The sequence below is a fragment of the Streptomyces profundus genome (assembly GCF_020740535.1).
In the GTDB taxonomy this organism is placed as follows: domain Bacteria; phylum Actinomycetota; class Actinomycetes; order Streptomycetales; family Streptomycetaceae; genus Streptomyces; species Streptomyces profundus.
Genome location: NZ_CP082362.1, coordinates 177,261 through 195,906, shown reverse-complemented (window position 1 = coordinate 195,906; position 18,646 = coordinate 177,261). Strand labels below are relative to the sequence as shown.

Below are 18,646 nucleotides of genomic sequence, written 5' to 3'. Positions count from 1 at the left end.
GATTCTGGCAGCGGCCACTGACAGTCGCCCGGGACGCGCCGGGCCCCAGGTCAGGCCGGGCGTTCGTCCAGCGCCTCGCCGCCGGCGATCACCAGCTCCGCGAGGTGCTCGGCGATCTCCTCCCGGTCGGCGTCCGGCAGCCCCGCGTCCGTCACCAGGGTGTCCACCTCGTCCAGCGAGGCAAACGAACTCAGCCCCGTGGTGCCCCACTTGGTGTGGTCGGCGACGACCACCACGCGCCGCGCCGAACGGATGAAGTGGCGGTTGGTCTCGGCCTCGGCCAGGTTGGGCGTGGAGAGCCCCGCCTCCACCGAGATGCCGTGCACGCCCAGGAACAGCACATCGAAGTGGAGCGAGGCGATCGCCGCGTCGGCCACCGGCCCCACCAACGCGTCGGACGGCGTGCGCACCCCGCCCGTCAGCACCACCCGGGACGCGTCCGTGGCCTCGGGACCGCCCGGTTCGGCGGCCTGCCCGGCGTGGTGGAACACGTCGGCCACCCGCACCGAGTTCGTCACCACCGTCAACTCCGGTACCTCCAGCAGCTGGTGGGCCACGGCGAAGGTGGTGGTGCCGCCGGAGAGGGCCACCGCGCTGCCCGGCGTGGCCAGGCCGGCCGCCGCCCGCGCGATGGCGCTCTTGGCGGACAGCTCCAGCGCGGACTTCGCCTCGAACCCCGGCTCGTGCGTGCGCCGCTCCGCCACCGGCACGGCCCCACCGTGCACCTTCTCCAACGCGCCCTGCCTGGCCAGCACATCAAGGTCCCGGCGGACCGTCATATCCGAGACCTGCAGCATGCGCGTCAGCTCGCTCACCCGGATGCCACCCCTGCGGCGCACCTCGTCCAGGATGAGCGCCCGCCGCTGGCCGGCCAGCAGGTTCTGGTTGTCGCTCACAGGACCTCCCACGTCCTCGCTGCGGTTCATCCTGCCATGCTCAACATCCACACTTCCGGGGCGGTTCACACGGCCGGCGCCGGAGAGAGTTCTGGGGAGGAGGTGCGCGGGACGCGTGCCGTGCCCGGGGGGAGCGGAACGATGGGGGAGGGGTCCGAGGTGCCGGAGGGGTCCGTGGGGTCCGAGGGCGGGGTGCGCAGGGCGGCGGGGCGGGTAAGTCGGCCGCCCGCCATGGAGTTGCTGGTCCACGGGGTGGGTGGGGCCACGCCGGCCCAGATGTTGGACGACGCCCGCACCACCAGGATCACCGGCGACGCCACCGCCAGCATCCACCGCAGGACGGACGATATCGCCGACCGCCCGTGGAGCGACGCCAGGCCGGTCCGCGAGGCGTACTCCTGGTCCAACCTCACCTCGGGCAACGGCGCCCGCGCGCTCTGGCTGCTGCTGCTGCCCTTCATGATCGTCAACGTCGCGCACTGGATGCGCCCCGCCGGCCCGGACGCCAGCCGCGCGCACCGCCCCTACGATCTGCTGGTGCGGCTCACCGCGCTGTCGCTGACGGTGCTCCTCACCGCCGGGGCCTGCGCCGTCGCGCTGGATCTGGTGGCCTGGCAGTGCGGTGGCTCCGCAGAGTGCGCGGCCGGTGCCGCCTGGATCGAGCCCTGGGCCACCCACGACTGGTGGGGGCAGCCGGGCCGCCGGCTGATGCTGGCCACGGCTCTGCCGCTGGCCCTGCTGTTGCTGCTGTGGTGGCTCTCGCACCGCACCTGGAGCGCCTACGAGTCGGCCTCGCCGCCGGTGCGCCCCCGCACGGACGGCGACGAGGCGGTGCTGAGCCGCCCCGGGTTCTGGTACGGCCGGGTGATGGTCGCCAGGCTGCGCGCCGCGCATGTGGCGGCCGGGCTGCTGACGGTGGCCAGCGCGCTCGCCCTGGCCACGGCCGGGCACGACCGGGGCGCGGACGGGGACACCGCGCTGGCGGGCGTGGGTCTCGTGCTGCTGGGCCTGGTCGGTGCCGGCTGGCTGGTTCTGGTCGGTCAGCAGGTGCGGCACGGCCGCAGCGAGTGGGAGCCGGACGAGCGCCCCGAGCCGCCCGTGGGGCGCGCGCTGCCGTGGGGCGCGATGGCCCTGCTGGCGCTGGTCGTCGTCCACACCGCCTGGAGCCGCCCCGAGTGGCGGACGGAGGGCAGGATGCCGGCCGGCAGCGAGGTCTTCCCCGCCCTGGTGGTGGTCCAGGGGCTGCTGGTCACCGGGGTCGCCTGGGCCGCCTACCGGCTGCACCGCTCGACGCCCGAAGGGGAGCGCGGCGCCGTCGCGGGGCTGGCCGGCGCCGCCGTGGCGCTGCTGGCCTGCGCGCTGGCCGGGGTGTTCACCGGGGGAGTGGCGCAGCGGATCGCGGACTGGCTGGATCCGTCCGCCGTCCCCGGCGCCCCGGACGCGCCGATCGCTGGTCCGCCGGTGATGCTCAGCTGGGAGGCCGCCGCCATTCCGCCGCTGCTGGCCGTGGTGCTGGGGCTGGTGGTGGCAGGGGTGGTGCGGGTGCTCGGGCGGCGGCGCGAGCTGGAGCCGACGGTCGGGGACCGCTACCCGGCGGAGAACGGCGCCCCCGACCGGGACCGCGACCGCCGGATCGCCTCCGCCATCGCCCGCGCCGAACTCACGGACTCGGCGGGTCCGTTGGTCGGTTGGATCGCCGGCGCCAGCCTGCTGCTCGGGCTCGGCACGGTGGCCGGAGCCCTCACGGGGGAGACCCCTTCCCAGGCGGCCGAGGGCGGCCCCGCCCTGGTCGAGACGGTCGCCGACGCCTGCCAGGGCCTCGGCTCCTGGCTGATGGGCGCGGGCGTGGTGCTGCTGCTGGCGCTGGGACGCCGCGCCTACCGGGACGCGGGGGCCCGGCGCACCGTCGGCATCCTCTGGGACGTGGGCACGTTCTGGCCCAGGGCCGCGCATCCGTTCGCCCCGCCCTGCTACGCGGAGCGCGCGGTGCCCGACCTGTCCTGGCGGATGAGCACCTGGATCGACACCACCGGCGGCCGGTTGGTGATCTCGGGCCACTCGCAGGGCAGCGTGCTGGCCGCCGCCGCGGTCTGGCAGGTGGACAACGCGACGCGCAGCCGGATCGCGCTGCTCACCCATGGCTCGCCGCTCGAACGCCTCTACGGGCGATGGTTTCCGGCCTATTTCGGTGCGGGCGCGCTGCGGTCGCTGGACGAGGATCTCCGCTGCTGGCGCAACCTGTGGCGCGAGACCGATCCCATCGGCGGCCCGATCGGGGTGGCGCTGGACGGCCAGGTGCCGGTGGACCGCCCCGCGCTGGCCGACCCCATGCACTACGGCCGCAACCTGCGCTCCCCGCTGCCCGAGCCGATCCTCGGACACAGCGACTACGCGGCCGACCCGGCCTTCGCCGAGGAGCGCTCCGGGCTGATGCGCCGGCTGCCGAGGGACGTCCAGGTGCCGCTGCCCGGGCAGCCGTCGGGCCCGGCCAGGGAGAGCGCCCCGCCGGAGAGCCCCTGACCCGGCCGAGGGCGCGTCAGGGCAGCACCGGCAGATCGCGCGGGTGCAGCAGCGTCAGCTCCTCGGTGCTCGGATCCGGCAGCCTGGCCACCCGGCCGGCGTGGCTCTCCACCATGGACTCGAACGTCTGCCGGGCGGCCCTGCCGTTGCCGAACGAGGGGCCCCTGTCCATCGCCGTGAAGTGCTTCACCAACGCGTCCTCGGTGCCGTCCGCCAGGTCGTACTCCTGCTCTGCGGCCTGCTGGCGCACGATGCTCAGCAGCTCCTCTGGGGCGTAGTCGCCGAAGGCGATGGTGCGCGAGAAGCGCGAGGCCACTCCGGGGTTGGTGGCCAGGAAACGCCGCATCTCCTCGGTGTAGCCGGCGACGATCACCACCACGGAGTCCCGGTGGTCCTCCATCAGCTTGACCAGGGTGTCGATGGCCTCCCGGCCGAAGTCCCGGCCGCCGTCCTCGGGCGAGAGCGCGTACGCCTCGTCGATGAACAGCACGCCGCCCTTGGCCCGTTCGAAGACCTCCTGGGTGCGGATCGCCGTCGAACCGATGTGCTCGCCCACCAGATCGACGCGGGAGACCTCGACCAGGTGCCCGCTCCTGAGCACCCCGAGCGAGGCCAGGATCTCCCCGTAGAGCCGCGCCACCGTGGTCTTGCCGGTGCCGGGGGAGCCGGTGAACACCAGGTGCCGGCGGACCGAGGCGGCCTTGAGGCCCGCCTTCACCCGGCGCCGTCCCACCTCGATCATGTCGATCAGCGCCCGCACCTCCGCCTTGACGGTGGCCAGGCCGACCAGGGCGTCGAGTTCGGCCAGCACCTCGTCCGCCGGCCGGCCCGCCGGCTCCTCGACCGGTGCCGGCGCGGGCGGGGGCGTCGACGCGGGGACGGCCGGCCGCGCGGTGGCCGTCTCCGTGGCGGTGCTGGTGGCGGCGTTGGTAGCGGAATTTATGGCGGGGTTGCCCGTGGGGTTCGTGGCACGGGGCGCGCTGTCGGCGCCGGGAGGCGTCGCCTCGTCGCTCTGGCAGTCGTTCACCACCGGGCTTCCCTCGGCGAACACGTATCCGCCCCTGGCGCAGCGCTCGGTGCGGCAGCGGGTCAACTCGGAGCGGCAGCCGTCGATCACATGGAAGCCGTAGCCGCCGGAGTCCGCCACCCGGCAGCGGGTGAAGCGGCCCACGCCGTCGGCCGAGACATAGATCCCGGCCTCCGAGGGCGCGAGGACGGCGGTGTCGGCGACGGCCGGATCCGCGCCCTTGGTGACGATCAGGCCGGTCCTGGCACGCTCGATGGTGCAGCCGGTGACCGAGCCGCCGCTGCCCGCGTCCCGGAACCACGCGCCGGTGCCGACGTCGGTGATCCGGCAGGTGTCGAGGCGGGCCGTCGCGCCGTCGCTGACCGAGACGGCCGAGCCGCGCACCTCCTCGATGGTGCTGTCGACCACGTCGGCGCGGGAGCCGGTGTCCAGCACGAACAGGGCGTCCGGCACCGCGCGCACCGCGCAGGACTCCAGCACCACGGTCGCGCCGTCGCTCACCCACACCGCCGGGTAGTCGCCCGTGCCCTCAGCTATCTCGCAGTCGTGCACATCGGCGTGGGTGCCCGGATCCCACACCGAGACGCCGTTGCGTCCGAACCTGGTCACCCGGGTGCGCATCAGCGTCAGCACCGAACGGGAGCGCAGGTCCAGGGCGTTCTCCGGGATGTCCGTCACCCGGCTGTCGGCCAGCGTGAGGACGGCGTCCGTCTCCAGGGTGATGCCGTCGCCCGTGGTCCCGCTGATCCGGCAGTCCGTCAGATGGGCGGTCGCCCGCTCGGCGAGGCTGACGCCCGCGCCCTTGATCTGCTCGACCACCAGGCCGAGCGCGTCCACCGCGCTGCCGTCGCCCGCCACCGTCAGACCCGCCCCCGAGGCCCGCTCCACCCGGCAGCGCTCCAGGCGCAGATGGGCCGGGCCCCGCACGGCGATGCCCGCCTGGCCCGACTCCGTGATCCGGCAGTCCTCGAAGAGCCCGCCCGCCTGGTCGGTGACGTTGACCCCGACCCCGGTGGCGTTGCCGACCTCGCAGCCGCGCACCGTGGGCCGCGCCCCGGCCCGCACCTCGATGCCGGCCGATGAGGTGGTGCGCACCCGCAGCCCGGACAGCTCGGGGGTGCTGCTCTCCACCAACACGGCGGGCGACGTGGTGTCCTGGCCCTCGATCAGCAGGTCCCGCACGGTGGCCGAGCCCCTGACCGTCATGGGGACGCCCTCGGGCGGCGCGATGCGGGCGGGCCCGTCCCTGTCGTCCTGCGGGCCGCGCACCGTCACGGCCTGCTCGATCACCAGGTTCTCGCGGTAGGTGCCGGGGCCGAGCAGCAGCACATCGCCGTCCGCCGCGGCGGCCAGGGCCTCGGCGACCGAGCCGTAGACGGCCGTCCGGCGCCGCCAGCGTGCAGTTCCGGTGTGCGTGACCTGGACCGAGCCCTTAGCCATGGACTGATATGCCCCAACCTCGTGCGTGATCGACTCGTTCGTGTGCGGAAGGCGCTGTACCACGCGCACCTGGCCGCTCCACGGTAGCGCGCCGCGAACCGATGGAATGACCGGTTCCTTCGGGATCCGCGCACGCCACGAGCGTGCGCCGGCGCGTGGTCCGCGCGCCCGAGCGCCCCCACCCTAGCCGCTGGCCGGTGCGCCGCCGGCCCCAGGGCGGGGGCGCTCCCGGGACGTTCCCGCCGCTCGGGCCGGCCGGCGGACCGACCGTTCGGCGTCCGGGGGCCCCAGGGCGCGAATCCCGGGGAGCTACCCATCAATTCGCCTCAGAAATCCGGGAGTTGGCTTCACTTTTGAGTGATTGCGGCCTGTTGGTGTCAGCCCTTAGTTTCATGGCGGCCCCGTCCCTCGGATGGCCCCATGGCCGCTGGCACAACCGCAGATTGGGTACGTTTCCGCATGACGACTTCTGTCGAACCGACTTCCGAAAGCCAGGCCGCTCCCGTCGAAACCCCCCGACTGAGCCTGGATACCGCCGCCGCCCGCAATCTGGCGACCACCACCAAGACGCCGCCGCAGATGCAGGCCATCACCTCACGGTGGTTGCTGAAGGTGCTGCCCTGGACCCAGGTTTCCGGTGGCACGTTCCGGGTGAACCGCCGGTTGACCCACACCGTGGGGAACGGTCGGGTCGAATTCTTCTCCACCGGTCCGGAAATCCGTGTGATTCCCGCCGAGTTGACCGAACTCCCCGCGCTCGCCGGTTTCGACGACCCCGAAACCCTGGAGGCCCTCGCGTCGGCCTGCGTCCAACGGGACTTCGCCCCCGGCGAGGTGGTGGTCCGCGCCGGGGACCCGGCCGACCGACTGGTGCTGATCGCGCACGGCAAGCTCAGCCGGCGCGGCGTCGGCGCCTACGACGGCGAGACCGACTTCGGCGTGCTGGCCGACGGCGACTTCTTCGCCGACGACACGCTCACCGACGCCGAGCCTGGCGCCTACGAACACGGCCTCACCGCCCTCACCAGCGGCACCGTACTCACCCTGGCCCGGGCCGACTTCGCGCGCGTCAGCGAGAACTCCCCGGCGCTGCGCGAGCATCTGGCCGCCGTCGACACCCGCCTGCCGGGACAGCGCAACGCCCAGGGGGAGTCGGCCATCGCGTTGGCGGCCGGGCATGTGGGGGAGCCGGCGTTGCCGGGGACGTTCGTGGACTACGAGGCGTCGCCTCGGGAGTACGAGCTGAGTGTGGCGCAGACGGTGTTGCGGGTGCATTCGCGGGTGGCGGATCTGTACAACGAGCCGATGAGTCAGGTGGAGGAGCAACTGCGCCTGACGGTTGAGGCGTTGCGGGAGCGGCAGGAGCACGAGCTGGTGAACAACCGGGAGTTCGGGTTGTTGCACAACGCCGATCCCCGGCAGCGGCTGCACACCCGCTCGGGGCCGCCCACCCCCGACGACCTCGACGAACTGCTGGCCACCGTCTGGAAGGAGCCCAGCGTCCTGCTGGCGCACCCCCGGGCCATCGCCGCCTTCGGCCGGGAGTGCAACGCGCGCGGGCTCTACCCGGCGCCCACCGAGATCTCCGGGCACTCCGTGCCGTCCTGGCGCGGTGTGCCGCTGCTGCCGTGCGACAAGATCCCGGTGAACGCGGCCGGCTCCAGCTCCATCCTGGCGCTGCGCACAGGCCTGGAGCGTCAGGGCGTCGTCGGCCTGCACCGCACGGGAATTCCCGACGAGTACCAGCCGAGCCTCTCCGTCCGTTTCATGGGTATCAGCGAGCAGGCCATCATCTCCTATCTGGTGAGCGCCTATTACTCGGTCGCCGTCCTCGTGCCCGACGCGCTCGGCATTCTGGAGGACGTGGAGATCGGCCACTGAGAGACCACGCGGCCCATCTCCCGCCCGTCGCTCGATCCGGCCTCCTCCGCCGCCCGCTGCCCGGGTGACAGAAGGCCGGTCGGCGAACGAGCGGAAACGGTTCGCCGTCGGAACTCCCCGAACCGCCGCCGCCGCGCCCACCTCCGCCGCGCGGCGGCGGCCTTCCCCTCTCCCGCCCTTTTCCCGCTGTTCTCCGTCTCTCTTCCCGCTCCGCCCAGGAAAGGCCGTACGTGAATTCCCCGAACCCGCCCCCGAGCGCCACCGGACCGGTGCCGGGGCCCGGCACCGCGACCGCCGAACCCACCGCGCTGGGCACCGAGGCGGCCGGCAAGCTGGCCAGCACCGTCAAGACCCCGCCCCAGAACCAGGGCGTCACCCCCCGGTGGCTGCTGCGGATGCTGCCCTGGGAACAGGTCTCGGGCGGCGCCTACCGGGTCAACCGCCGGCTGACCCACGCCCTGGGCGACGGCCGCGTCGAGTTCTTCGCCGACGGCGGTCGACTCCGCGTGATCCCCGCCGAGTTGACGGAGCTACCGGCGCTCGCCGGCCTCGCCGACCAGGCGGCGCTGACCGCGCTCGCCGACCGCTGCGCGCACCGCGAGCACCAGGCCGGCGAGACGCTCGCCACCGCCGGCGCGCCCATCACCGAGGTGCTGCTGATCGCGCACGGCAAGGTGCGCCGTCTGGTGCCGGGCGCCTACGACGGCGAGGCCGCCGTCGCCACCATCGGCGGCGGCGCCTTCGCCGGCGACCAGGCGCTCGAAGCGCCCGCGACCGGCACCCCCGCCACCTGGCCGCACACGCTGCGCGCCACCACCCGCTGCACCGTGCTGGCGCTGCCGCTCAGCGCCGTGGCCGAGGTGGCCGACCGCTCGCCCGCGCTCCGCGCGCACCTCGCCGGCGCCGCCGACCGCCGCGCGCTCCCGCGCAACAAGCGCGGCGAGGCCGATATCGCGTTGGCGGCCGGGCATGTGGGGGAGCCGTCGTTGCCGGGGACGTTCGTGGACTACGAGGCGTCGCCTCGGGAGTACGAGCTGAGTGTGGCGCAGACGGTGTTGCGGGTGCATTCGCGGGTGGCGGATCTGTACAACGAGCCGATGAGTCAGGTGGAGGAGCAACTGCGCCTGACGGTTGAGGCGTTGCGGGAGCGGCAGGAGCACGAGCTGGTGAACAACCGGGAGTTCGGGTTGTTGCACAACGCCGATCCCCGGCAGCGGCTGCACACCCGCTCGGGGCCGCCCACCCCCGACGACCTCGACGAACTGGTCTCCCGCCGCCGCAACACCCACTGCCTGCTGGCCCACCCCCGGGCCATCGCCGCCATCTCCCGCGCCTGCAACGCGCGCGGCGTCTACCCGTCCACCACCGAGGTCGAGGGGACCCCCGTCCACGCCTGGCGTGGCATCCCCCTGTTGCCGTGCGACAAGATCCCGGTGTCCTCGACGCACACCAGCTCCGTCATCGCGCTCCGCCTCGGCGCCGCGCGCCAAGGGGTGGTCGGCCTGCACCGGACCGGCATCCCCGACGAGTACCAACCCGGCCTCAACGTACGCTTCATGGGCGTCGACGACCGGGCGGTGATCTCCTACCTGGTCAGCGCCTACCACTCCGTGGCCGTGCTGGTCCCCGACGCCCTCGGCGTGCTGGCGGACGTGGAGCTGTGACCAGGGCGCGCGCTCGCCCTTCTCCTGTGCGTCCCGGTGGCCCCCGCGCTCAGGCCCCCTGTTCCGACCAGTAGCCGGGGGCCGGGGCCGGCGCCTGCTGGTGCTGGGGGTAGCCGCCGCCGGTCGGGTAGCCGCCGGGGCGGGGCGCCTGCGGGCGCGGGGCGGCGGGCCGCATCTGCTGCGGCGCCGCCGGTCGCATCTGCTGCGGCGAGGGCGCCTGGGGAGCCTGCGCGGCGGGGTACGGACGCCCCCCGCCCGGCTGTTGCTGGTGCCCGTAGCCGCCGGGGCTCTGGTAGCTCGGCGAGGGCGCCGAGAACGGCTGCCGGACCGGCGTGGCCTGGTAGCCCGGGTAGCCGCCTCCGCCGTGCTGCCCCTGGCCCGGCTGCGGGGGCGCCGAGGAGGCCGAGGGAAGCGCCGGAAGAGCGGGCAACGACGGCTGGGGGGAGGGGTGTTGGTACCCCAGCGAGTCATAGGCGGCCGGCACCCGGATGGGGGCGATTTGCGGGGTTCCCCGCTCGGCCACCAGCCTGTCGTAGATGGGGGTGTCGGGGAAGGAAGGCGAGGAGTAGCCACCACCGTAGGGGCGCGGGAGGGTCATGCTCCATAAGTTAAGCCCACCATGTGGTCGTTGGGGAGACCGATTAGCCGCTCATTTCGCGGGCTCGGGGACACCGTGAACGGGCATTCCGCTCGAATTCCGGAAAAAACGCCGATGACCGCTCTCATGCCGTTGTATCAGGGGCCTGCCCGGGAGGACTTGGGGTGTGGGATGGCATAGTGGATCGTGCCAGTTGAACAGGTGGTTGAGGACGCCCACCCGACGGAGGAACCCACAATGCTCAAAGGCTCTAATGTCCCCGTGCCTGCGCGGTCCGTCCGCGTCGAGATTGGCTGGAACGCCTCGGCCGGCACACCGGATGTGGACGCCTCAGCGCTGCTGCTCAGTGAGGGCCGGGTCCGCTCCGATGAGGACTTCGTCTTCTACAACCAGCCCCGGCACGCCTCCGGCGCCGTCCGCTACGCGGGCAAGGAGCCGCAGGCCGGCGGCTCGGTCGACCGCATCGAGGTCGATCTGGCCTCGGTGGAGCCGGAGATCGAGAAGGTCGTGCTCGCCGCGTCCGCCGACGGCGGCACCTTCGGGCAGGTCCCCGGGCTGCACATCCGGGTGCTGGACGCGGACAGCGGCAGCGAGGTGGCCCGCTTCGACAGCCAGGACGCCAGCAGCGAGACGGCGTTCGTGATCGGCGAGCTGTACCGGCGCCAGGGCGCGTGGAAGTTCCGCGCCGTGGGCCAGGGCTACGCCAGCGGCCTCGCCGGCCTCGCCACGGACTTCGGCATCAGCGTCGACGACGATCCGGCGCCGACCCCGCCGCCGGCCGCCGTTCCCGCTCCGGCCCCAGCCCCCGCCGCGCCGCCCGCGCCGGCGCGGGCATCGGCCCCCGCCGGCGGCTCCCCGATCCGGCTGAGCAAGATCACGCTCACCAAGGACGCCCCCGCCATCTCGCTGGCCAAGCAGGGCGCCACCAGCGGACGGATGCTGATCAACCTCAACTGGCAGCAGCGCAACCAGCCGCAGCAGAAGCAGGGCGGCTGGAAGAGCCGCATCACCAAGGCCATGGGCGGCGGTCTCGACCTCGACCTGTGCGCCCTGTTCGAGCTGACCGACGGCCGCAAGGGCGTGATCCAGGCCCTCGGCAACGCCTTCGGCTCGCTCAACCAGCCGCCCTACATGCACCTGGACGGCGACGACCGCACCGGCGCCGCGGCCCAGGGCGAGAACCTCACGGTCAACCTCGACCACGCCAAGGAACTGCGCCGCGTGGTCATCTTCGTGACCATCTACTCCGGCGCCAGCAGCTTCCAGGACCTGTCGGCCACGGTCACCCTCACCCCGGAGAACGGCGCGCCCATCGAGTTCTTCCTCGACGAGTGCGATGTCCCCTCCCCGGTCTGCGTGCTGGCCACCCTGGTCAACAAGAACGGCGAGCTGACGGTCAACCGCGAGGCCAGGTACCTGGTGCCGGACCGGGGCGTCAGCCCGCAGCGCACGGTGGACCACGCCTACGGCTTCGGCATGCAGTGGACGCCGGGCCGCAAGTGACCGGTCGGGCGGTGCCGGGGCCAAGGCCCCGGCACGCGTAATCTGGGTCCTTGTGAGATCCGTGAGAATCGCCCTGCTCGACTCGGGCGTCGGCCTGCTGGCCGCAGCCGCCGAGGTGCGGCGGCTGCGGCCGGACGCCGCCCTGGTGCTCTCATCCGACCCGGACGGGATGCCCTGGGGGCCGCTCGACCCCCGGCGCATCGCCGACCGGGCGTCGCTCTGCGCCGAGTTCGCCGCGACCGAGCGCCCGGACGCCCTGATCGTCGCCTGCAACACCGCGTCGGTGCACGCGCTGCCGGCGGTGCGGGCGGCGCTTGAGCCGGCCATCCCCGTGATCGGCACGGTGCCGGCGATCAAGCCGGCCGCCGCCGCCGGCGGCCCGTTCGCCGTCTGGGCCACCCCGGCGACCACCGGCAGCCCCTATCAGCGCCGGCTGCTGGACGAGTTCGCCCGGGGCGCGCGGGCCACCGGGGTGCCCTGCCACGGGTTGGCCGGCGCGGTGGAGAGCGCCGACGAGGCGGGCGTGCGGGACGCCATCAAGGCGGCGGCCGAGCTGACGCCCCAGGACACCACGGCCGTCGTCCTGGGCTGCACCCACTACGAGTTGGTCGCCGACGAGATCGGCCGCCACCTCGCGGCCGTCACCGGCCGCGAGGTCACCCTCTTCGGTTCGGCGGGCGCCGTCGCCGCCCAGGCGCTGCGCCGGGCGGGCGCCGAGCCGGCCCCCAGCGCCCCGCCGACCGGCACCCTGACGGTCTTCGCCAGCGGCCGACGCGCCTCCCTCGCCGAGGCCGCCCGCCACTATCCGCAGGGGCTGGCGCTGCTGACGGGAACGGCGGCCGGTTAGGGTCCGGACATGGCTACTCCGGACTTCATCCGTGCCCTGCGCACCAGCATCGGTCACCAACTCCTCTTCCTCCCGGGGGTGACCGCCGTCGTCTTCGACGACGAGGGACGGGTGCTGCTGGTCCGTCGCGCGGACGACGGCCGGTGGACGCTGGTCGGCGGCATCCCCGAGCCCGGCGAGCAGCCGGCCGAGACGGCCGTCCGTGAGGTCTTCGAGGAGACGGCGATCCGCTGCGCCGTCGAGCGGGTGCTGCTGGTCGAGACGGGGGACGTGGTGCGCTACCCCAACGAGGACGAGTGCCAGTTCACCGACATCAGCTTCCACTGCCGGGCGTTGGGCGGCACGGCCAGGCCCCATGACGACGAGTCGGTCGAGGTCGGCTGGTTCCCGCTGGACGCGCTGCCCCCGCTCTCCGAACACGCCCTGCACCGGATCGAGTTGGCGACCGCCGACCGCCCCACCTGGTTCGCCCCCGCCGAGCCGCCCACCGCCGGCTGACGCTCCCTAGACCTTCCGGTAGTGGTACGCGTCGCCGGCCGCCGCCGCCACCGCGTCCAGATCGGCCCCGGTGGACGCGGTCAGCACGGCGGCCACCGCGCCCTCGACCAGCGGCGCGTCCACCAGCCGGGCGTCGGCCGGCAGCGCCGCGTCCTCGTCCTCGTCGTCCTGTTCTCCCAGCATCGCCCGCACCGTGAGCACGGCGCTGCCCAGGTCCACCAGGATCGCGACCCCCGCGCCGCCGTCCGCCCGCCGCGCCGCCTCGGCGATCAGCTCCGAACTGGTGCCGAGGCCGCCGTCCGGGGTGCCGCCCGCCGGCACCACGGGCGCCAGCCTGCCGCGGCCCGCGAGGCGGGACGCCATCTCGGCGACCGAGACGGCCACCTCGGCGCTGTGCGAGACCAGCACCACGCCCACCAGCCGTTCTCCGCTCATCGATCGGCCACCTCGTGGAGCGCGCGGAAGATCAGCGCCGCCGAGGCGGCGCCCGGATCCTCGTGGCCCACGCTGCGCTCGCCCAGATAGCTGGCCCGCCCCTTGTGCGCCCGCAGCGGGATGGTGGCCCGCGAGCCCTCCTCGGCGGCCAGCGCCGCCGCCGCGTAGTCGGGGAGCGCGTCCAGCGCCGGCAGCAGCGCGTCCAGCATGGTCTTGTCGCCGGCGGCGGCGCCGCCGAGCTGGCCGACCGCGCCGATCCCCGTCTCCAACGCGACCCGCAGCTCCTCGTCGGTCACCCGCTCGGCCTCGCCCAGCGCCTTGCCCGTGCGCCGCAGCAGCGTGCCGAAGAGCGGGCCCGAGGCGCCGCCGACCGTGGAGACCAGCGTCCTGCCGCCGAGCAGCAGCACGGCCCCCGGCGTGTCGGGACGTTCGTCCGCCAGCGCGGCGGCCACCGCGCTGAAGCCGCGCCGCATGTTGTTGCCGTGGTCGGCGTCGCCGATCGCGGAGTCAAGATCGGTCAGCCGGTCCGCGTTCGCGCGGATGGCGTCCGCGGCCGTCACCAGCCAGTCCTGGAAGAACGCGGCGTCCCGCTCCGTCACCTGCCCTGTCACCTCCCGCTCCTCTCAACGACCCCAGCGCAGCCCCGGCGTGGACACGGGCGCGTCCCACAGCCGCAGCAGCTCCTCGTCCAACCGGCACAGCGAAACGGAGCAGCCGGCCATGTCCAACGAGGTCACATAGTTGCCGACGAGGCTACGCGCCAGGGTCACCCCGCGCTCGCCCAGCGCCCTGACCACCTCGGCGTGGAATCCGTACAGCTCCAGCAGCGGCGTGCCACCCATCCCGTTGGTCAGGCAGAGCACCGGCTCCGACGCGGACAGCGGGAGGTCGGCGAGCAGCGCCTCCACCGTCACATCGGCGATCTCGGCGGCGCTCAGCATGGCGCGGCGCTCCCGCCCGGGCTCGCCGTGGATGCCGATGCCGAGCTCCAGCTCGTCGGGCGGCAGATCGAAGGTCGGGCTGCCCTTGGCCGGCGTGGTCGGCCCGTGCAGCGCGACGCCGAAGCTGCGCGACGCCTCGGCCACCCGCCGGCCGACCTCGGCGACCCGGGACAGCGGCGCGCCCTCCTGGGCGACGGCGCCGGCGAGCTTGTGGACGAAGAGCGTCCCCCCGACGCCCCGGCGTCCGGCGGTGAACGTGCTGTCGGTGACGGCGACATCGTCGTCCACCACGACCCGGTCCACCGCGATGCCCTCGTCCTCGATCAGCTCGGCCGCCATGTCGAAGTTGAGCACGTCGCCGGTGTAGTTCTTGACGACGAGCAGCACGCCCTGGCCGCTGTCCACCGCGCCCGCGGCCCTGGTCATCTGGTCGGGCACCGGGGAGGTGAACACCTCGCCCGGGCAGGCGGCGTCCAACATGCCGGGGCCGACGAACCCCGCGTGCAGCGGCTCGTGTCCCGAGCCGCCGCCCGAGATCAGCCCGACCTTCCCGTCGACCGGCGCGTCCCCGCGCAGCACGAGCCGGTGCTCCACCTCGACCCGCAACCCGGGGTGCGCGGCGGCCATCCCGCGCAGCGCGTCGGCGACCACCCGGTCCGCCCCGTTGATCAGCATCTTCACGGCAACTGTCCTCCTGACCTCGGCGACGAGCCCGGGCGGCCCCGAAGAGGCGGGCGGCGGCGAAGCCGCGCGGCGCTTCGGCGCACCAGCCTACGGATCCTATAAGCGACAGGCCCGAAGCGCGCCCGGACCGACCGGGCCTGTCCCCGCGAGTCGACATCCCCGCTCAGCCACCCGCCTCAGGGGCCGGGGAGATGCTCAGGAAATCGGCGTAGCGGCCGTTTCGGCGGAGCAGCGTGTCGTGGTCCCCCTCCTCCACGATCCGGCCCCGGTCGAGGAAGACGATGTGGTCGGCCCGTCGCACGGTGCGCAGCCGATGCGCCACCATCACCACCGTCCGGCCCGCCATCAGACGTTCCACGCCCTCGTGCACGGCGGCCTCGTTCACCGGGTCGAGCGCGGAGGTCACCTCGTCCAGGAGCACGATGGGCGCGTCCTTCAGCAGCGCCCGCGCGATGGAGACGCGCTGGCGCTCACCGCCGGAGAGCAGCGCGCCGCCCTCGCCGACCCGACTCGCGAGGCCGTCCGGCAGCCGGGCGGCCACCTCGTCGAGCCGGGCCGCGGTGACCGCCGCCCGCACCGCCGCCTCGTCGGCGTCCGGGCGGCCGAGGCGCACGTTCTCCTCGATCGTGCCGTCGAAGAGATACACGTCCTGGAAGACCATGGCGATCCGCGCCATCAGGGCCTCCGCGCCGATCGCGCGCACGTCGACGCCGCCCACCCGCACCGCGCCGGCGTCCACGTCGTGGAAGCGTGCGAGCAGCCGCAGCAGGGTGGTCTTGCCCGCCCCCGAAGGGCCGACCACGGCGATCCTGCGGCCCTCGGGCACGCTCAGCGACACCTCGTCGAGCACCGTGCGCCCCTCCTGCCGGAAGGAGACGGAGGCGAACTCGACACCGTGTCCGCGCGGCTCCTCCGGATCGGCGGGGACCGGCAGCGGCTCGGTGCGCAACACCGCGTCGAGCCGCGTCAACACGGTGCGCCCGGCCCGCAGTTGACCACCGATGTCGGCGAGCGACAGCAGCGGGTCGGCGCACCGGGCGGCCAGCACCAGGACCGTCAGGACCTCGGCGGCGCCGACCCGGCCGCCGAGCGCGAGATGGGCCCCCAGCACCAGCAGCCCGGTGAACACCGTCTGCACCGCGAGCGTCAGCCCCAGCACGCCCGGCAGCGACGACACGGCCTGTCGCCGGCCGGCGCTCCGCACCTCACGCAGGGCGTCGTCGAGCAGCCGGAACCGTTCGCCCGACCGGCCACCGGCGCGCAGCACCGGCTGCGCGCCGAGGTACTCGACGACCCGCCCGGTGGCCTCGTGGGCGCGCTCCTGGCGCGCGGTGTCCTGGGCGGCGGTCGCCCGGTCCGTCCAGAGCTGGAGCGCCACCACCACCGGCACGGCGGCCAACGCGGCGAGCCCCAGTTGCCAGTTGATCGCCAGCATCACGACGACGACGGTCAGCGGCGTCACGGCGGCGGCCACGGAGGGTGCCAGCAGATGCGCGACCACGCTCATCGCGTCCAGCACCCCGTGGCTCGCCAGCCCCGACACCTCCCCGAGCCGGCCGCCGCGGTACCAGCCCAGCGGCAGGGCGGCCAGCCGGTCGCCGAGCCGGCGGTAGACCCCGCCCAACAGCCCGGCCGCGACGCGGAATCCGGAGAGGTCGCCGAGGTAGCGGAGCACGGCGTGGACCGCGACCGCGCCGCCGAACGCGAGCAGCCAGGGCCAGGCGTCCTCGGGCGCGCTCCCGAGGAGCGCCCGCAGGACGGGCACCAGCAGCGCGTAGGAGAGCCCCTCCGTCACGGCGCCAGCCACCATCAGGGCCAGGGTGCGACGGAGCGGCCGGGCGTGTTCGCGGCCCAGCACGCGGAGCAACAGGCGCGTCATCGGGACCCGCCCCCTTCCCGGTCGTCGCCGGTGCCGGCGAGCGCTGTCCCTGGGGACCGCGGAGCGCGCCGGGAGCGCCAGAAGGCGGCGAACCGCCCGTCGCGTGCGAGCAGTTCGGCGGGCCGGCCGTGCTCCACGATCGTCCCGTCCGCCAGCAGCGCCACGGCGTCGGCGTCGGCGACCGTCTCCAGCCGGTGGGCGATGACCAGCACTGTCCGGTCGCCCCCCAGCGTCGCCAGGGTGCGGCGCACCGCCTGTTCGGTGCGCGGGTCGGCGAAGGCGGTCGCCTCGTCCAGCACCAGCACGGGGGCGTCGGCGAGCAGCGCGCGGGCCAGCGCGATCCGCTGCGCCTCGCCCCCCGACAGCCCGGCGTCCTCCCCGATCACCGACGCGTAGCCACGGGGCAGTTCGAGGATCCGGTCGTGCACCCGCGCCAGCCGGGCGGCCCGCCGCACCGCGTCGAGGTCGGCCTCCGGCACCGCCAGCGCGATGTTCTCGGCGACGGTGGCGCGCAGCAGGGTCACGTCCTGGAAGACGAAGGAGACCATGCGGCTGAGCTGCCGCCCGTCCAGGTCACGCAGGTCGACCCCGCCGAGCAGCACGGCGCCCCGGGTCGGGTCGAAGAACCGGGGCAACAGCTTGACCAGCGTGGACTTCCCGCCCCCCGACGGGCCGACGAGCGCGGTGACCGTGCCCGGCTCCAGCACCAGGTCGATCCCGCGCAGCACCTCGTGCTCCGCCGTGTAGCCGAAGTGGACGTCGCGCAACTCCACCCGGTGCCCGCGGGGCGCGAGGGGCCGCGCGGGCTCGGACAGCGGCTCGACGGCCAGCACGTCCCGGATCCGGCCGACCGCGCTCCTGGCCGCCCGCAGATCGTCGAAGCCGTGGCCGAGGGCGGCCACCGGGGCCGTCAGGCCGAGGCCGAGCAGCAGGAAGGGCAGCAGATCCGCCGGGGCGAGATCGCCCCCGGTGATCCGCGCGGTCCCGCCGACCAGCACGACCAGCAGCACGAACGGCGGCGAGAGCGCCAGTTGCATGCCCGCGCCGATCGGCGAGAGCCCGCGCACCATCCGGGAGAAGACGGCGGCGAAGTCGTCCGTGGCCGTGCGGTACGCGCGGTGCGCGCGTTCGCCCCCACCGAACGCCTTGACCACCGCGATGCCCTGGACGAACTCGACCGCCGCGTTCGATATCCGCCCCATGGCCGCGTCGTACTCCGCCTGCTCGCGCTGTCGGGCCGGCGTCATCAGCAGCGGCACCAGCGCCAGGGCCAGCACCACGGGGATCAGCGTGATCAGGGTGAGCCGCCAGTCGACGGTGAGGAGGTAGAGCAGCGACACCAGGGGCACCACGAACGCGGAGACCAGCTCGCCCGGCGTGTGCGCGATCAACGGGTGCACGGCGCTGACGTCCTCGCCGACCACCTTGGCCAGCTCGCCGCCCCGGCGCCGGGAGAGCCAGCCGATCGGCGCCCGCCCCAGCCGCTCGGCCAGCGCCCGTCGGAACGTCAACTGCACCGAGGAGTCAAGGAGATGGGCGAGGGCGGAGGAGGCGGCCGTGCAGAGCAGCCGGACGAGGAGGCCGGCCGCGCCGACGGCCAACACCCAGCGGACCTGGCCGTGATCGGTGGGCCCCGGCGCCAGCAGCGCGCGGCCCAGCTCGACCACCGCGAGCAGCGGCGCCAGGCCGGCGACGGCGCCGACGACCCGCAGGAGGACGACGGCCGTGAGGCTTGTGAGGTAGGGGCGCAGCAGCGCCGCCAGCCGCGGTGTCGCCATGGCTCTCTCGTCCCGGGCGGAGGGCCCGGTGGTTGTCTCTCTTGTCATCTCGACT

The 18,646-nt window shown here is 74.2% G+C and carries 14 protein-coding genes; 6 read left to right on the top strand and 8 right to left on the bottom strand.

Annotation, left to right across the window (positions count from 1 at the left end; all coding sequences use genetic code 11):
* Positions 1-50: 50 nt before the first annotated feature.
* Entirely contained in the window at positions 51-896 is an 846-nt protein-coding gene (locus K4G22_RS00850) for a DeoR/GlpR family DNA-binding transcription regulator (RefSeq protein WP_228083911.1), read from the bottom strand.
* A 141-nt stretch (positions 897-1,037) separates the two neighbouring features.
* On the opposite strand from K4G22_RS00850, the gene K4G22_RS00845 reads away from it, so the two are divergent.
* A complete protein-coding gene (locus K4G22_RS00845; RefSeq protein ID WP_425336578.1) occupies positions 1,038-3,416 on the top strand; it encodes a hypothetical protein in 2,379 nt (792 codons plus the stop codon).
* 16 nt (positions 3,417-3,432) lie between these two features.
* Here the strand turns inward: K4G22_RS00845 and K4G22_RS00840 are convergent, their stop codons facing one another.
* The gene (locus K4G22_RS00840) at positions 3,433-5,883 is read right to left on the bottom strand and encodes a right-handed parallel beta-helix repeat-containing protein (protein ID WP_228077640.1); all 2,451 of its coding nucleotides are present in this window, start codon (positions 5,881-5,883) and stop codon (positions 3,433-3,435) included.
* A gap of 459 nt (positions 5,884-6,342) precedes the next feature.
* Between K4G22_RS00840 and K4G22_RS00835 the strand changes: the two genes are divergently transcribed.
* The gene (locus K4G22_RS00835; RefSeq protein WP_228077639.1) at positions 6,343-7,764 is read left to right on the top strand and encodes a family 2B encapsulin nanocompartment shell protein; all 1,422 of its coding nucleotides are present in this window, start codon (positions 6,343-6,345) and stop codon (positions 7,762-7,764) included.
* Positions 7,765-7,994: 230 nt separating this feature from the next.
* On the top strand, positions 7,995-9,428 hold the full coding sequence (locus K4G22_RS00830; RefSeq protein WP_425336577.1) for a family 2B encapsulin nanocompartment shell protein: 1,434 nt from the start codon (positions 7,995-7,997) through the stop codon (positions 9,426-9,428).
* A gap of 49 nt (positions 9,429-9,477) precedes the next feature.
* Here K4G22_RS00830 and K4G22_RS00825 read toward each other — a convergent pair whose 3' ends face one another.
* Positions 9,478-10,026, bottom strand: a complete 549-nt coding sequence (locus K4G22_RS00825) for a DUF6643 family protein (RefSeq protein ID WP_228077638.1) — start codon at positions 10,024-10,026, stop codon at positions 9,478-9,480.
* 237 nt (positions 10,027-10,263) lie between these two features.
* Between K4G22_RS00825 and K4G22_RS00820 the strand changes: the two genes are divergently transcribed.
* From K4G22_RS00820 to K4G22_RS00810, 3 genes are all read left to right on the top strand, one after another.
* Complete coding sequence (locus K4G22_RS00820) at positions 10,264-11,529, top strand: TerD family protein (protein WP_228077637.1); 1,266 nt, start codon at positions 10,264-10,266, stop codon at positions 11,527-11,529.
* A gap of 61 nt (positions 11,530-11,590) precedes the next feature.
* Positions 11,591-12,376 (top strand): glutamate racemase, encoded by a 786-nt coding sequence (locus K4G22_RS00815; protein ID WP_228083908.1) that lies wholly within the window; start codon positions 11,591-11,593, stop codon positions 12,374-12,376.
* Between the two features lie 9 nt (positions 12,377-12,385).
* Positions 12,386-12,874: an NUDIX hydrolase gene (locus tag K4G22_RS00810; protein ID WP_228077636.1), complete on the top strand. Its 489-nt coding sequence runs from the start codon at positions 12,386-12,388 to the stop codon at positions 12,872-12,874.
* 6 nt (positions 12,875-12,880) lie between these two features.
* On the opposite strand, the gene K4G22_RS00805 is transcribed toward K4G22_RS00810, so the two are convergent.
* The 5 genes from K4G22_RS00805 to K4G22_RS00785 form a co-directional block, all read right to left on the bottom strand.
* Positions 12,881-13,309, bottom strand: a complete 429-nt coding sequence (locus K4G22_RS00805) for a PTS-dependent dihydroxyacetone kinase phosphotransferase subunit DhaM (protein WP_228077635.1) — start codon at positions 13,307-13,309, stop codon at positions 12,881-12,883.
* Positions 13,306-13,920: a dihydroxyacetone kinase subunit DhaL gene (gene dhaL, locus K4G22_RS00800; RefSeq protein ID WP_228077634.1), complete on the bottom strand. Its 615-nt coding sequence runs from the start codon at positions 13,918-13,920 to the stop codon at positions 13,306-13,308. Before dhaL ends, K4G22_RS00805 begins: the two co-directional genes overlap by 4 nt.
* Positions 13,921-13,932: 12 nt before the next feature.
* Positions 13,933-14,931, bottom strand: coding sequence for a dihydroxyacetone kinase subunit DhaK (dhaK, locus tag K4G22_RS00795; protein WP_228077633.1), 999 nt, complete (start codon positions 14,929-14,931; stop codon positions 13,933-13,935).
* A 166-nt stretch (positions 14,932-15,097) separates the two neighbouring features.
* Positions 15,098-16,813 (bottom strand): ABC transporter ATP-binding protein, encoded by a 1,716-nt coding sequence (locus tag K4G22_RS00790; RefSeq protein ID WP_228077632.1) that lies wholly within the window; start codon positions 16,811-16,813, stop codon positions 15,098-15,100.
* A complete protein-coding gene (locus K4G22_RS00785) occupies positions 16,810-18,639 on the bottom strand; it encodes an ABC transporter ATP-binding protein (RefSeq protein WP_228077631.1) in 1,830 nt (609 codons plus the stop codon). Before K4G22_RS00785 ends, K4G22_RS00790 begins: the two co-directional genes overlap by 4 nt.
* Positions 18,640-18,646: the final 7 nt, after the last annotated feature.